Consider the following 14,858-nt stretch of genomic DNA (forward strand, 5'->3'; position numbering starts at 1 on the left):
CCTACAGTTTTCGTACTGCCCAATAAAAATCACAACATCGGGACTTCACATGAAAGCCTTGCCTCTGTTCGCCCTGAGTTTCTTGAGCGTGCTGCCCTTGAGCAGCTTTGCGATCCCCTTGAACGACGACTTCGCCGTGCTGGTGGATCTGACCCTGGCCAGCGACTATCGCACTCGCGGTATCTCGCAGACCCAGAATGACCCGGCGCTTCAGGCCGGTCTGACCCTCGCCCACAGCAGTGGCTTGTACCTCGGCGCCTGGAGTTCGAACGTCGATTTCGGCGGCGGTCTGAAAACCCGCCAAGAGGTCGATTACTACGCCGGCTGGCTTTGGCAGGCCACCGAAGATGTCAGCCTCGATCTGGGCTATCTCAAGTACGCCTATCCCAAGGAAAGTCAGTTCAATCAGAGTGAGGTCTACGGGATTTTCGGCGCTTACGGGGTGAAAGTGGCGGCGTATTACTCCAGCGATGCGCCGGGGATCGACAGCAAGCAGAGTTCGCTTTACAGCTATGTCAGTTATGAAACCGGGCTGCCGTTCGATTCAGGCCTGAAATTGCGTTACGGCAATATGGACTTCAAGGACCCGCACCTGTACTCCGCGTCGGGGCATGGCGAAGAGTCGTACCGGGAATGGGAAGTCAAAGTCACTCACAATCTGGCCGGTGTGGTACTGGGCTTGAGCTATATCGACACCGATCTGTCGCAGGCGCAATGCCTGAGTAATTGGGGCTTCAAGGATGTGTGCACGGCCACCGTCGTCGCCAGCGTCGGCAAATCCTTCTGACCAGCGAAATCACCTGTAGGAGTGAGCCTGCTCGCGATAGCACTGTGTCAGATAACACATCGACACCTGACACACCGCTATCGCGAGCAGGCTCACGCCTACAGGGTTTCGCTGTGCTTTCGGCGTTTGTTACGGGATGTTTACGAATTTTTTACTAATGTTCTTCTACAGTTACCCGCGCAACCGCGTGGGTTTTCTATTCATGTAGAGGAATGTTTGACATGGCTTTGGGCAACGGACTGCGTTTACCGTCCATCACTCCTACCCGACTGGTGCTGCTGTTTTCCCTGGCGCTGGTGGCGTTGTACAACCTGGCGACCTGGAAGGCGCTGGGCACGCTGATTACCCTGCAGGGCGCGCACAAACTGGCGTTCTTCGCCTCTTTCGGGGTGTTCCTGTGGGCGGCCATCACCCTGCTGCTGACCCTGGTGTCGTTTCGCTGGACGCTGAAACCGGTGCTCACGGTGGTCGCCCTGCTCTCGGCCTGCGCCGCGTATTTCATGAACGAATACGGAATCACCATCGACACGGTGATGATCCAGAACGTCTTCGAAACCAATCCCGCCGAAGCCACTGCACTGTTCAACGGCAAACTGCTGACCTATGTGCTGCTGCTCGGCGTGCTGCCGGCGGCGTTGATCTGGCGTTGGCCGGTGAGTTACCGGCCGTTCTTTCGCGGTTTGCTCAACAAGATACTGGTGATCGTCGCCTGCGTACTGGTCATCGCCGTCTCGGTGGGTGCGTTCTATTCGACCTATGCGCCGATCTTTCGTGAAGAAGACAAGCTCACTCACTTCATCAACCCGACCAACTACATCTACGCGATCAGCAAATACACCAAGCAGCGTCTGGGGATCAAAAAACACTTCGTGGTGCAGGCCATCGGCGAAGACGCGGTGATGAGCGCCAAGGCTGCCAGCCGCGAGAGGAAATCGCTGATGGTCTTCGTGGTCGGCGAAACCGCCCGCGCCGATCATTTTTCCCTGAACGGTTACGAGCGCGAGACCAACCCCGAGCTGAGCAAGCTGGACATCCTCAACTTCACCCAAGTGCATTCCTGCGGCACGTCCACCGCGGTGTCGGTGCCGTGCATGTTTTCGATGTTCCCGCGTGAGGATTACAGCGACAAGAAAGGCAAAACCTACGAGGGCCTGCTGGATATCCTGCAACGGGTCGGCGTGCAAGTGCTGTGGCTGGACAACAACAGCGATTGCAAAGGCACCTGCCTGCGCGTGCCCAATCGCGATATTTCAAAGAACCAGCCGGGACCGTTCTGCGACGGCAAAAACTGCCTGGATGAGGCCTTGCTGGCGGATCTGCAAAGCTACATCGACAGCCTCAAGGGCCACGCGATCATCGTCCTGCACGCCGATGGCAGCCACGGCCCCGAGTATTACGAGCGCTATCCGAAAGACATGGAGCGTTTCAAACCGATCTGCCACACCAACCAGTTGGGCAGTTGCAGCCGCGATGAACTGGTCAACGTGTACGACAACACGATTTTGTACACCGACCATTTCCTCGCCAAGGTGATTGAGCTGCTCAAGCGCAATCAGCAGACCCTCGATACATCGATGATCTATGTCTCCGATCATGGCGAGTCGCTGGGCGAGAACGGCTTGTACCTGCACGCGGCGCCGTATGCGCTCGCACCGGAGGCACAGACCCATGTGCCGATGGTGATGTGGTTTGGCGACAACACCCTGGCCCACGAAGGCATTGACCGCGGTTGCCTGCAAGGCAAGACCGGGCAGGCTGATTTGAGCCATGACAACCTGTTTCATTCGGTGTTGGGTCTGTTTGAAGTCAAGACTTCGCTGTATCAGCCGGGGCTGGACATATTCCACGGATGCCGGCCTTCCATGACGGCTGCGCAATAGTTCAGGCACTGAAGATCCCTGTGGGAGCTGGCTTGCCAGCGATGGCGGTTTGTCAGTCACTACAGATGCCGGATGTGCCGACCTCATCGCTGGCAAGCCAGCTCCCACAGGGATCTTCAGTGTTCTCAGGGGGTGAGGTTTGCGAGGTAGGCCCACGGATAGATCCCGCGTTGGTGGCCGTCGCTGAACACCAGTTGCACTCCGTAGCCCTGGGGATTGAGTTCGATCAGGCGCACACGGTCATCGACCAGCGGCACCATGCCTTTGAGGCGAAACGCGCGGCATTGCGAGCACGGGCACTGGCGGCGCAATTCGGCGTGGTTGAGATGCTGTTCGCGGCCGTCCGGCCAGCTCAACCGCAGCGTCTGCTGGCTCTGCGAGTTCCCCACTGACAGCGGGTTCATTGCAACTGACTCAAGGCAATGCGCACCGCTTTGCGCACTTCCGGGTCGCCATCATCCTGCGCCGCCTGCAATGCGGCCACGGCGCCGCGATCATTCAGTTCACCCAAGGCCAGTGCGGCTTCCTTGCGCAGGTTGCTGATGCGATGGCCGAGGGTTTCGATCAGCGCGTCCAGCGCCGGAGCGAAACGCAAGCGGCCGAGGCTGCGAGTGGCGCGTAAACGCACTTGCCAATAATCGTCACCCAAGGCGTCGACCAGTGCCGGGCCGGCGTCGCTGTGGCCGACCTTGCCCAAAGTCGTCGCAGCTTCTTCGCGCACCTGCCAGGCGTCGTCCTGCAAGGCCTGACGCAGGGCCGGAAGGACTTCAGCACCAGAGGCCAGACCAAGGGCACCGGTGGCAGCGCGGCGGACTTCGGTGTCCGGATCGTCGCTGGCCAGTCGTGCCAATGCCGGTAATGCATCGAGTTGCTTGAGCCAGCCAAGTACGCCGACGGCTTCGCGGCGCACATTGGCGTCGGCATCATTAAGTGCCGCGAGAGCTGCCGGCGCGGCATCGGCGAAACGCAATTCACGCAGGGCGCGGAACGCGGCGATGCGTACGCTGACGTCGGCATGATCGGTCCACGGCAGAATCACCCGCCCCGCCGCCTCGGTCTTGAGCAGGCTCAAACTTTGGGCTGCGGCGGCTTGCACGGCAGGCGACGGGTCGGTCAACGCTTCGCACAAGGCTTGCACAACAGGCTGATCTTCCCAGGCCTCCAGCAACCGCGCGGCTTCAGCGCGGACTTCTTCGGCGGGATCCTGAGCGAGGCGATCGACCAGCCAGAGCAAGCCATCCGGCTCCTCCAGATCCGCCAGATCAATCAGGGCAATGCGCCGCACAGCGGCGTCGTCGGCGGTCAGGCGCGGTTGCAGGGCGAGGATGTCTTCGTTAACGGTCACAGCAAAAATAGAGGTCATAAGGCAAATCGCGGCAAAGGGTTTTCGGGAGGCAGGCCGAGCGGATTGAGGCGCGGCAGCGGTCGGTTGTCGTCGTGACGCAGCAGGTCGAGGCAGTGGCGCTTGAGTCGGGAGAACTCGGGGCTGGTGACCAGTTCGCTGGTGCGTGGCCGGGCGAAGTCGAGACGCAAGTCTTCGATGATGCGCCCCGGCCGTGCGCTCATCACCAGCAAGCGGTCGGCGAGAAACAGCGCTTCGTCGATGTCGTGGGTAACGAAGACCACGGTGGTGCGGATGCGCGTCCAGATGTCCAGTAGCAGTTCCTGCATATTCAAACGGGTCAGTGCATCCAGTGCGCCGAACGGCTCGTCCATCAGCAACAGGCGCGGGCGGTTGACCAGCACTCGGGCAATCTCGACGCGTTGCTGCATGCCGCCGGAGAGTTGATCGGGCCAGCGTTCGGCAAAGCCGTCGAGGCCGACCAGGTTGAGAATTTCGTCCGCCGCGCGATGGCGCTCAGCCTTGCCGATGCCACGCATTTTCAAACCGAAGGCGACGTTGTCGCGCACCGTGCGCCACGGGAACAGCGTGTGATGCTGGAACACCATGCCGCGCTGCGGCGACGGCCCGGACACTTCGCCGCCATCGACTTTCAGGCTGCCGGCATGAGCGCTTAGATGCCCGGCCAGCGCGCCGAGCAAGGTCGATTTGCCGCAACCGGACGGGCCGAGAATGCACACGAACTGGCCGGGTTCGATTTGGCAATCGAGCCCCTGAACCGCTTCGAACGCTTCTCGGCCTTCGCCAAGGACAATCGACAGTTGGCGAATATCGATCCGCCCTTCCGGGGTTTGCATCACGCTCATCAGGTTTTTCCTCGCGGTCGATGCCAGGGCGTGAACAACCCGCCGAGGCGTTTGATCAGCAGACTGCTGCCCATGCCCAATACGCCAATCAAGAGCATGCCGACGACGATATCGGCGTAGTTCTGAATAGTGTAGGACTCCCAGGTGTAGTAGCCGATGCCGAACTGGCCGGAGATCATTTCCGCTGTCACCAGGCAGAACCACGACGTGCCCATGCCGATGGCGAGGCCGGTGATGATGCTTGGGGCAGCGCCGGGCAGGATCACTTCCAGCAGGATCGCCTGGCGCCTTGCTCCAAGGCTTTTCGCTGAGGCGATCAGGCGCGGATCGACGCCTTCGACGCCGTGCACGGTGTTGAGCAGAATCGGGAACAGGGCGCCGGTGAAGGTGATGAAGACCATCGATAGCTCGGAGGATGGGAACATCAGGATGGCCAGTGGAATCCATGCCACGGCGGGGATCGGGCGCAGGACTTCGAGCGGCGGCAGTAACAAGTCTTCGGCCCATTTCGAGCGGCCGATGGCCAGGCCAAGGGCGATGCCGATGAGCAATGCGGCGAGGTAACCGGCGAAGACGCGGCTAAGGCTGGCGGTCAGGTGTTGCAGGAGCTTGCCGGAATCGCCGAGGCCAAGTGCGGCTTCGAGCACGGCCAGCGGCGTTGGCACGTTGGCAAAGGTGACGAGGCCGAGGTTCCAGTGGTGGCTGGCGGCGAGTTGCCAGAACAGCAGGCAGAGCAGCAGTGAGGCGGCCCTCGGAACCCAGCGCAAATAGGATCGGTACACAGTAATTCCTCTTAAACCCAAATCCCTGTAGGAGTGAGCCTGCTCGCGATAGCGGTATGTCAGTTGTTGCTGTGTTGTCTGACACACCGTTATCGCGAGCAGGCTCACTCCTACAGGGGAACGCGGTGTTATTGGGGTTAGCGGATGGCAACGGCTTGGGTCGTGGCATCGGTAAAGTCGAAAACCTTGCCACCCTGCGTCGCCGCATATTGCTGCGCCTGGCCCTTGAGCAGAAATGCACTCAAGCGACCCTTGGCATCACTGGCAAACCACGCCTGATCGGCGAGCAATTTGATCCCGCTGTCGCTGGCCTGCGCATACACCGCGCGGATGTTTTTGCCTTCCTGCTTCAGTGCAGCGAGCGCGGTGAACGCTGATTCGGCGGAGGCGTATTGGCGCACCTTGTCCTCACCGCGCACCCAGATTTCGGCGACGTGGCTGAAGTCGGTGATCGCTTTACCGCTCGCCGCATCCATGGCCTTCAGCGGCGTCTGCGTGTAGTTGGCCAGTTGCGCGGTGTAATCCAGATTCGACGCCTTGAACGCCGCCCGGATGTATTGGTCGTCGATGAAGGTGTTGAGATCGAGGCCACGATCGGCCTTCTTCAGCAACTTCAACGTTTCAATGGCGGTTCCGACAGCCTGGCGATATTCGGGCTTCCAGCTCAGGTCGCGGGTCTGCACGCCGAGCGGGCCGTGGAACAGGTAATTGACCTCGGCATCGACGCCGGTGACTTTGGCGATCAGCTCGCTGTACTTTTCAGGTTCAGCCGCGAGCAGTTGATTGGCCTCAATGCTCGCACGCAGGTAAGCGACGACGATCTCCGGGTACTGTTTCGCGTAGGCCTGATCCACCAATGCGCCGTGGAAAGTCGGCGCATTGGCCTGGGCGCCGTCGTAAATCTTGCGAGCGAAACCACGGCTGGGGAACAGCTCGGCGAACGGCACAAAATCAGCGTGGGCGTCGATCTTGCCGGCTTGCAACGCGGAGCCGGCAACTTCCGGCGGCTGAGCGATGATGTTCACATCCTTGAGCGGATCCCAGCCCTGCTCCGCCACCGCGCGCAACAACATGCCGTGGGCGGTCGAGGCGAATGGCACGGAAATGGTCTTGCCCTTGAGTTCGCTCAGCGACTGCACGCCGGACGCGCTCGGCACGACGATGCCGTTGCCGCTGCCCTTGATACTGCCCGACAGCACGCTGATGAACAGGCTGTGTTTGCCGGCGGTTTCGAACGCGACACCGTTGAACGCACCGGGGAAATCGGCCATGGCGCCGAAGTCGAGTTTGCCGGCGACCATCTCGTTGGTCAGCGGTGCGCCGCTGGTGAAGTTCTTCCACTGCACGTCGTATTTGGCGTCTTTATAGGCGCCGTCGTGAGGCAGGTATTTGTCGAGCAGACCGAGCTCACGAATCAACAAGCCGCCGGCGGCGCAGTTGATGGTGGTGTCCTGGGTGCCGATGGCAATGCGGATGGTTTCGGCCGAGGCCGACAAGGTGAACGAAGCCAGTACCAGACCGGCGATTGCTGCACGCAACATGGTTGTTTCCCCTCGAATCATTTATTGGATGTTCGTCTCCGCCGCGATCAGGGCGCGGTGGGAAACGAGGGGTGTCTTGAATCCAGCGTCCGGTGTTTCCGGATGGCTATTGTTGTCTGGGCCGGCCTCATCGCTGGCAAGCCAGCTCCCACAGGGTTTTCGGGTGTTTGCAAGATCTATGTCCGAACAAAAATCCCTGTGGGAGCTGGCTTGCCAGCGATGAGGCCCTATCAGTCAACGCAATAAATAAGGAATGTCGACTTTCACGGCCCCGGTCGGGCAATCCTTTTCGCACGGCATGCAGTACCAGCATTCATCGAACGCCATATAGGCCTTTTGCGTGGCCGGGTTGATCGCCAGCAAGTCCATCGGGCAGACATCCACGCACACGGTGCAGCCTTTTTCAGCGATGCATTTGTCCTCGTCCACGGTGACGGGGGCGTTGGAGCGGAAGAAGATTTCCTGAGCTTGATAGGCCATGGTTCGGACTCTTTGATGTATTGATGTATCAAGCGGCAAAAGCGCCCACCCGCAAGCGGTCGTAAGCCTGCATTTCTTCAGCATCGAGGGGGATGATGTAGGGCTCGACGGCTTTCTTGAAGCTGGTCATCTGCCCGTCCTCGCCCTTCTTCAGATGGCAATGGCAGAACCATTCACTGTCGTTGCGCTGCGGGTGATCGACGCGATAGTGGTACAGGCCCCAACGGCTTTCGGCGCGGAACAACGAGGCGCGCGCGGCCATTTCGGCGCAGTCGCGGATCACGCTGGTTTCCATCGCGCGCATCAGTTCATGGGCGTTGTTGGCCTTCATCTGCTCGAGATCGCGCTCGATATCGCTGAAGCGTTGCAGACCAATCTGCATCTTCTTGGTCACTTTCGGCGGTTGCAGGTAATCGTTGACGAAGCGTCGCAGCTTGTATTCGACCTGTGCCGGCGGCAGACCGTGTTCGCGATCCAGTGGCGCGTAAACTCGGGCTTTCTCTTTCTCGATCTGCTCGGTATCCAGCGCCGAAAACTCGCGACCGGCGACGAAATCCGCCGCGTTGTGCCCGGCGAACCAGCCGTAGGTGAACGCACCGAGCATGTAGTTGTGCGGCACCGCGGCCATGTCACCGGCCGAGTACAAGCCTTTCACCGACGTCTCGGCCCGTTCGTTGACCCACACGCCCGACGCCGAATGGCCGCTGCAAAAGCCGATTTCGGAGATGTGCATCTCGACCATCTGCGTACGGTAGTCAGTGCCGCGATTGGCGTGGAACTGGCCGCGACTTGGACGCTCGTTGCTGTGCAGGATTTCCTCGATGTTCTGGATGGTTTCTTCCGCCAGGTGATCGAGCTTGAGGAACACCGGGCCGTTGCCGCTCTCCAGTTCCTGGTGAAACTCCCACATCATCTGCCCGCTCCAGTAATCGCACTCGATGAAGCGTTCGCCCTTGTTATTGGCGGTGTAGCCACCCAGCGGGCCGGTGACATAAGCGCAGGCCGGGCCGTTGTAATCCTTGATCAGCGGGTTGATCTGGAAGCACTCGAGGTTGGCCAGTTCGGCTCCAGCGTGATAGGCCATCGCGTAACCATCGCCGGCGTTGGTCGGGTTTTCGTAGGTGCCCATCAGGTAACCCGATGAAGGCAAGCCGAGACGCCCGGCGGCGCCGCACGCGAGGATCACTGCTTTGGCCTTGATCACATGGAAGTCGGCGGTGCGGCAATCGAAGCCCATCACGCCATTGACGGCGCCCTCCTCGTCGGTCAGCAAACGCGTGCACACCAGGCGATTGGTGATGCTCACCCGTGCGCGTTTCAGCTGGCGATAAAGGACCTTCTTGATGTCGTGCCCTTCCGGCATCGGCAGCACATAAGCACCCATGTGATGGACTTTTTTCACCGCGTAATCGCCGGTTTCGTCCTTCTCGAACTTCACGCCCCAGCGGTCGAGCTGCTCGATGGTTTCGAAACTGTGCGTCGCGTAGGCGTACACCGCCGCCTGATTGACGATGCCGTCGTTGGCGATGGTGATTTCCTTGGTGTACTGCTCTGGCGTCGAATGGCCGGGGATGATCGCGTTGTTCAGGCCGTCCATGCCCATGCTGATCGCGCCGCTGCGCTTGACGTTGGCCTTGTCGACCAGCAACACACGCAAATCCTTGTTTTTTTCCTTGGCCTTGATGGCGGCCATCGGGCCTGCGGTGCCACCGCCGATGACGACGATGTCGTATTCCTGTTCGAGAACGTTGCGGGTCATGCCTGCTCCCCTTTTTGCCGGTCGATCCGCAGGCGGTACTGGAACGCATCGCCACGGTAGTAAAGGTGCTCGAAGTCCAGCGGCTGGCCGTCGGCGTCGTGGGTCAGGCGTTCGATGCGCATGATTGGCGAGCCGGCCTCGACGTTGAGGGCCTGGGTCAGATCGCTGTCAGCGAGCACCGCGTCGATGGCCAGATCGGCGTGGCCGAGGGCGATGCCGCAGTCGTTTTCGAGAATCAGGAAGATGTCGCGGGTGACCAGATCAGCCTTCTCCAGCCGTTCGCCGATGGCTTTGGGCAGGTAGGTGATTTCCAGCGAGATCGGCTCGCGGTTGATCAGCCGTACGCGTTTGATCTGCGCGACGGACTCGCCTTCTGCGACTTGCAAACGCTCGGCGACGCGTTTGTCGGCCGGGATGAATTTGAAACTGCGCAGGCGGTTGATCACCTCATAACCGCGCCCGGTCATGGACTCGGCGAGGCCTTGCAGGCTGCTGACGTTCTGAAAGGTTTTCGGTTTGGCGACGAAGGTACCTTTGCCGTGAATCTTGAAGATCAGCCCTTCCTTCTGCAGATCGCCCAAGGCCTGGCGCACGGTGATGCGGCTGACTTTGAACAGCGCACCGAGTTCGCTTTCAGAAGGCATCTGGCTGTCTTGCGGGTATTCGCCGTCGAGAATGCGCGCACGGAGGACATCGCGCAGTTGGGTGTGCAGCGGCACGCTGGAAAGAGATAGAACGTTATCGGTCATCACAGGATCACTTGTTATAACGAGTTATGACGTGATCTTAGAGTTGTTATGACAAGGTTGAGAAATACCGAATGGGCATAACCTTAGATGCATGGCACACGCTGTCACCTGTGGGAGCTGGCTTGCCAGCGATGGCGTCCTGTCAGCCAACGGATTGGCTATCTGAAGCACCGCTATCGCTGGCAAGCCAGCTCCCACAGGGGGATGGTGTAAGACTGGTGGTCAGTGGCGCTTGAGGATCTGGTCCATGACCCAGTCAGTCTTGAGCGCTTGTGCGGCCATGGCCGGGTGTTGCGAGTCGCCACGGATGTGCGCGTTCATGCCGAGCACGTGATGCCACTGAATGTGTTCGTGATGGGGGATTTCCAGACTGATCTGTTCGTCGGCAAATAGCTGGACCGGGTGCTCATCGAATACGGAAAAACTGATCCGCCCGAGGCTGCCAATGATCTCGACCCGATCCTCGCGCCGATCCGCGACAAAGCTCCAGCAGCCCATGCCCAGCGCCCCTGAAGCAAACCGCCAACTGGCGCTGACGGCGTCCTCAGCCGCATACAACCCGGCTTGCCGTGCGGTGAATCCGGCGACTTCAACAATGTCGCCAAGCAGATACTGGAACAGATCAAAACCATGGCTGGCCAGATCCGCGAAGTAACCGCCGCCGGCCACCGCCGGATCGGTGCGCCAGTTATCGCGACCTTCCAGATCCGCTGCTGATGGCGCCTTGGTCAGCGTCCAGCTCAAATGCCGCACGTCACCAATACGCCCCAGCTCCAGCCACTGACGCACCTGCGCAAAACGCGGCAACGAACGGCGATAGTAGGAAACGAACAGGTGCAGGCCTGCGTCGGCAAACGTCTGCTGCATCTCGCGGCTTTGCCCGGCGTTGAGCGCCATGGGCTTTTCCACACAGCAATGTTTGCCGGCGGCAGCGACTTTGAGGCTATAGGCGTGGTGACTGTCGGGCGGCGTGGCGATGTACACCGCATCCACCTCGGGGTCGTTGATCAGCGCATCGACATCGGTGTAGACCCGGGCGATGCCGTGGCGCGTGGCGTAATCGCTCACCGCTTCAAGGCGTCGCCCCATCACCGCCACCAGCGCCGAACCGGGGGCCTTGTAGAAGGCCGGTCCGCTTTTGCGTTCAGCGACGCTGCCGCAACCGATCATGCCCCAACGCACCACGTTCATGTCTACTCCCTGTATTTGAAGGCCTTAGCCGATGCGCAAAGCGCGCAGATCCAGATGCCCGTCCTTGAGTGGCGGGCACCAGTAATAGCCGCCGGTGATCGGACGGCTGATGCGATACAGACCGTCGGTGATGCCGTCTTCCAGACCGCTCATGCGGCGCAGCTGCGCTTCGAACGCATCCAGCGAAAAACCGAACGCGAGGAACATCAGGCCCGCGCGATCACCTTCAATCCACGGCATCGAGCGGCGTACGACGAACGCTTCCGGCGCAAAGCTTTCCTGCGCGGTGCGTTTGACGTGGGCGGAGACCGGCGCGTCGTCGATCTCTTCGTTGTCGCTCAGGCGCCGGCCCATGATGTTGTCCTTGTCTTCGGCGGACAGCTTATGGAAACCCTTGAGATCGTGCTGCCATTGCTGGATCGCGGCGAAGCTGCTGCCGACCAGGCCATCGGCGCCTTCACCCAGCAATGCAGCGGCGATGGCTGCGTCATCGTGCGGGTTTTCCGTGCCGTCCTCGTAGCCAGTCAGGTCGTGGCCGTCCTTGTGGCGGAAGGCTTCCTGCACATCTGCCAGACGCAGTGCCGGCGCCAGTGCGGCTTCGAAGGCATTGCAGCGGTTGAGCAACTCGCCACGGTCAACGCCGTGCAGCCAGAGCCACAGCGCGTGCTGGGTCGACGGGTTTTCCACGCCGACGCCGGTCATGGCCGGGAAGCTGCGCAGGCCGTCGATTTCCACGTTAAGAGCTTTGGCCAGGGACTCGCCGAAACCGACCACTGCCGATTTGCCGTCCACCAGGTTCATCAGGTTGTCGATCGCCTGCGGCAGTGCTTCAACCGATTCGAGGGCGAAAAACAGATGACGTGCTTGCGCAGGAACAGGGGTGGCGAGAATGCCCGGCTGGTAGTAACTCATGTGAACTCCTTGGAAAGTGCGCGGGAGTTTACCTGTGGCCGGAGGGTTTGTGGGGTTGAAACGCTGATGTACTAAGCACGAAGTTCCCTTGTGGCGAGGGGATTTATCCCCGATGGGCTGCGCAGCGGCCCCAATTCAGCCACCACTGGTCAGCCTGATTCACCGCGTATTGAGGTTTTGGGGCCGCTTCGCAACCCATCGGGGATAAATCCCCTCGCCACAGGGTTCATCTAAACCGTTGCGATGCTCTCAACCCGCCACGCACTCGGGCTCATCCCCGTCCAGCGCTTGAACGCCCGGCGAAAACTGCGCACATCGCTGTAGCCCACCTCCTCGGTAATCCGCTCGATGGGCATGTCCGGATTGGCCAACAGACTCATCGTCCGCGCCTGCCGTACTTGCTCCAGCAGTGCTTCAAAAGTCAGCGAATGTTCGGTCAGGCGCCGACGCAAAGTGCGGCTGCTCATGTTCAGATCACCGGCAATCTTTTCGATATGGCTGCCCCGGCTCAGGTCCCGGGCAATCGCCCGCTCCACTGCCTGAATCAGATCAAGTTTCTGATGCACCTGCGCCGCTTCCAGCTCCAGCAACGCCACTGCCTGACGCAACGCCAGCGAGTGGTGATTCGGTAGATTCACATCAAGCCATTGCACGTCGATCAACATGCGATTGTGCAGGCAACCGAAGCGCACCTGCGGCCCGAGCAGGCGGTGATATTCGCTCAGGTAATCCGGGGCGGCATGCATGAACTCCACGGCAATTGCCTGGAAATCGGCCCCCGCCAGCGCCCGGCCATACACCAGCAGACTGGCGAAAAACTCCTCGACCGCGAACACCTGCACATCGGCGAACGGCAAGCGGCATTCGGCATCGAGATGGACCTGTTCACCGACCACATCGACGCTGGACACCACAATTCCGCCCGACGTGTGCTGATGGCGAATCCCCAGGGCAAAGGCATCGCGCAAGGTCTTGCACAGCGACAAAACGTGGCCGAGCAGCCCCAGCGTGCCCAGTACATTCTGCGCGCCGACCCACAGGCCCAGGCCCTGATTGGGCAGCACCTTGAGCGCGCGCTGAATCATCGCCACGGCCTGACGATAGGAAATCCGCTGAGCCGGATCCTGCAAATCTTCGAGGGTAAAACCCAGCCCACGGCACAGGCTTTCGGGGTCGACGCCCTTGTTCTGCGCGACTTCGGCGAGGGTTTGCAGGAGAAATGGCGATACCAACGCCAGTTCAAAGGTCGGGTCTTGGACTTTTACGTTCATGGGGGCGAGACATTCCGGAGCACGCTTGATTGTTATTTTTGTAACCGGTTATGTCGAAAGAAGTTAGCACAGGGTTGGCGCACTGTCCGCAGAAGTCCCCCTAACTGTCCGCCAATACCCTGCCCTGTCGGGCGCCAAGCGCTTATTTCTATAGTGCCGGGCGTCCTGCGTGCCGGCGTTGCGCCCAATCACAATAATAATGAGGACGGATATGAACCCGAACCGCGCGACTTACCGTTGCCGCCTGGCCCTGACATTACTGGCCGGCACCGCGACCCTGCCGGCGCTGGCCACCGAAGCCGGCGTCGACAACATCGGCACCGGCACCGACGGCTTCTTCATGCTGCCGCTGGAAGTCGACAGCCTTCCGGAGAACATGGTCGCGTTCAACCTCTACTACAACCATTACAAGGCGCGAAAACTCAACATCAGCTCGTTTGGCGGCAAAGTGCCGAATGTCGAGATCGAATCCACCGCCGTCATTCCACGCCTAGATTATCTGAGCCCCGTGCGGATATTCGGCGGACGTCTGGCCGGCTACATTGCCCAGCCGTGGTTGAAGCAGGAAGTCTCGGTGTTCGGCCTCAGCGACACCCGCGAAGGCATGGGCGACACCACCATCGCGCCGATCATTCTGTGGGACATGGGCAAGAACCTGACCCTCGGTGCAGCGGTGGAAATCACCGTGCCGACCGGCGAATACAGCGTCGATCGGTTGGCCAACACCAGCAACAATTTCTACACCTACAAACCGCTGTTCTCCTTCACTTGGCTGCCCACGGACAAGACCGAAGTCTCGATGAAGACCACTTACAGCTTCAACGAAAAGAACAAGGACACCGATTACAAATCGGGGCAGATCTTTCACTTCGATTATTCCGCCAGCTACAAGATCACCGACGATCTGATGCTCGGCATCAACGGCTACTACCTCAAGCAGACCACCGACGACAAACAGTTCGGCCACACCGTGCAGTTTGCCGGGCAGGACGTCGATGACGGCGTGCGTGGCAAGGTCTTCGCGATTGGTCCGGCGCTCCACTTCACCTTCCTCAAGTACGCCAGTGCGGAGATTCGCTGGGCCAAGGAATTTGATGTGGAGAACCGGCCGGAAGGGGAAATGTTGTGGGCGAAAGTCAGCATTCCTTACGCTTTCTGACCCCACCGCAATCCCCCGTGGGAGTGAGCCTGCTCGCGATAGCGGTGTATCAGTTACTGATGTGCTGTCTGACACACCGCTATCGCGAGCAGGCTCATTCCTACAAGGGTTGTGGCCAGTTCCGAAGTTTTTAGCAGAA

Annotated in this window: 14 protein-coding genes; 3 read left to right on the plus strand and 11 right to left on the minus strand. The window is 60.1% G+C overall.

The window, feature by feature from the left end; all coding sequences use genetic code 11:
* Positions 1–49: 49 nt before the first annotated feature.
* A complete protein-coding gene (locus ACVVH8_RS17165; protein WP_475225106.1) occupies positions 50–787 on the plus strand; it encodes a TorF family putative porin in 738 nt (245 codons plus the stop codon).
* 221 nt (positions 788–1,008) lie between these two features.
* Positions 1,009–2,667: a phosphoethanolamine transferase gene (locus tag ACVVH8_RS17170; RefSeq protein ID WP_475225108.1), complete on the plus strand. Its 1,659-nt coding sequence runs from the start codon at positions 1,009–1,011 to the stop codon at positions 2,665–2,667.
* A 125-nt stretch (positions 2,668–2,792) separates the two neighbouring features.
* Here the strand turns inward: ACVVH8_RS17170 and ACVVH8_RS17175 are convergent, their stop codons facing one another.
* From ACVVH8_RS17175 to ACVVH8_RS17225, 11 genes are all read right to left on the minus strand, one after another.
* Positions 2,793–3,071, minus strand: a complete 279-nt coding sequence (locus ACVVH8_RS17175) for a DUF971 domain-containing protein (RefSeq protein ID WP_475225110.1) — start codon at positions 3,069–3,071, stop codon at positions 2,793–2,795.
* Positions 3,068–4,030 (minus strand): HEAT repeat domain-containing protein, encoded by a 963-nt coding sequence (locus ACVVH8_RS17180; protein ID WP_475225113.1) that lies wholly within the window; start codon positions 4,028–4,030, stop codon positions 3,068–3,070. The genes ACVVH8_RS17175 and ACVVH8_RS17180 overlap by 4 nt, the downstream gene beginning before the upstream one ends.
* On the minus strand, positions 4,027–4,875 hold the full coding sequence (locus ACVVH8_RS17185) for an ABC transporter ATP-binding protein (protein WP_103302407.1): 849 nt from the start codon (positions 4,873–4,875) through the stop codon (positions 4,027–4,029). The genes ACVVH8_RS17180 and ACVVH8_RS17185 overlap by 4 nt, the downstream gene beginning before the upstream one ends.
* On the minus strand, positions 4,875–5,657 hold the full coding sequence (locus tag ACVVH8_RS17190) for an ABC transporter permease (RefSeq protein ID WP_475225115.1): 783 nt from the start codon (positions 5,655–5,657) through the stop codon (positions 4,875–4,877). The genes ACVVH8_RS17185 and ACVVH8_RS17190 overlap by 1 nt, the downstream gene beginning before the upstream one ends.
* A 137-nt stretch (positions 5,658–5,794) precedes the next feature.
* Positions 5,795–7,198, minus strand: a complete 1,404-nt coding sequence (locus ACVVH8_RS17195; protein ID WP_475225118.1) for an ABC transporter substrate-binding protein — start codon at positions 7,196–7,198, stop codon at positions 5,795–5,797.
* 234 nt (positions 7,199–7,432) lie between these two features.
* Entirely contained in the window at positions 7,433–7,678 is a 246-nt protein-coding gene (locus ACVVH8_RS17200) for a 4Fe-4S dicluster domain-containing protein (protein ID WP_003225615.1), read from the minus strand.
* 28 nt (positions 7,679–7,706) lie between these two features.
* Positions 7,707–9,437, minus strand: coding sequence for a fumarate reductase/succinate dehydrogenase flavoprotein subunit (locus ACVVH8_RS17205; protein ID WP_475225120.1), 1,731 nt, complete (start codon positions 9,435–9,437; stop codon positions 7,707–7,709).
* Positions 9,434–10,186, minus strand: coding sequence for a GntR family transcriptional regulator (locus tag ACVVH8_RS17210; RefSeq protein ID WP_475225123.1), 753 nt, complete (start codon positions 10,184–10,186; stop codon positions 9,434–9,436). The genes ACVVH8_RS17205 and ACVVH8_RS17210 overlap by 4 nt, the downstream gene beginning before the upstream one ends.
* A gap of 222 nt (positions 10,187–10,408) precedes the next feature.
* On the minus strand, positions 10,409–11,377 hold the full coding sequence (locus ACVVH8_RS17215) for a Gfo/Idh/MocA family protein (RefSeq protein ID WP_475225125.1): 969 nt from the start codon (positions 11,375–11,377) through the stop codon (positions 10,409–10,411).
* 24 nt (positions 11,378–11,401) lie between these two features.
* Complete coding sequence (locus ACVVH8_RS17220) at positions 11,402–12,289, minus strand: Dyp-type peroxidase (RefSeq protein ID WP_475225127.1); 888 nt, start codon at positions 12,287–12,289, stop codon at positions 11,402–11,404.
* Positions 12,290–12,519: 230 nt separating this feature from the next.
* Positions 12,520–13,560, minus strand: coding sequence for an AraC family transcriptional regulator (locus ACVVH8_RS17225; RefSeq protein WP_212809186.1), 1,041 nt, complete (start codon positions 13,558–13,560; stop codon positions 12,520–12,522).
* Positions 13,561–13,771: 211 nt separating this feature from the next.
* On the opposite strand from ACVVH8_RS17225, the gene ACVVH8_RS17230 reads away from it, so the two are divergent.
* The gene (locus ACVVH8_RS17230) at positions 13,772–14,719 is read left to right on the plus strand and encodes a SphA family protein (protein ID WP_103302416.1); all 948 of its coding nucleotides are present in this window, start codon (positions 13,772–13,774) and stop codon (positions 14,717–14,719) included.
* Positions 14,720–14,858: the final 139 nt, after the last annotated feature.

It is taken from the genome of Pseudomonas trutticola BRTCR10 (assembly GCF_056155105.1).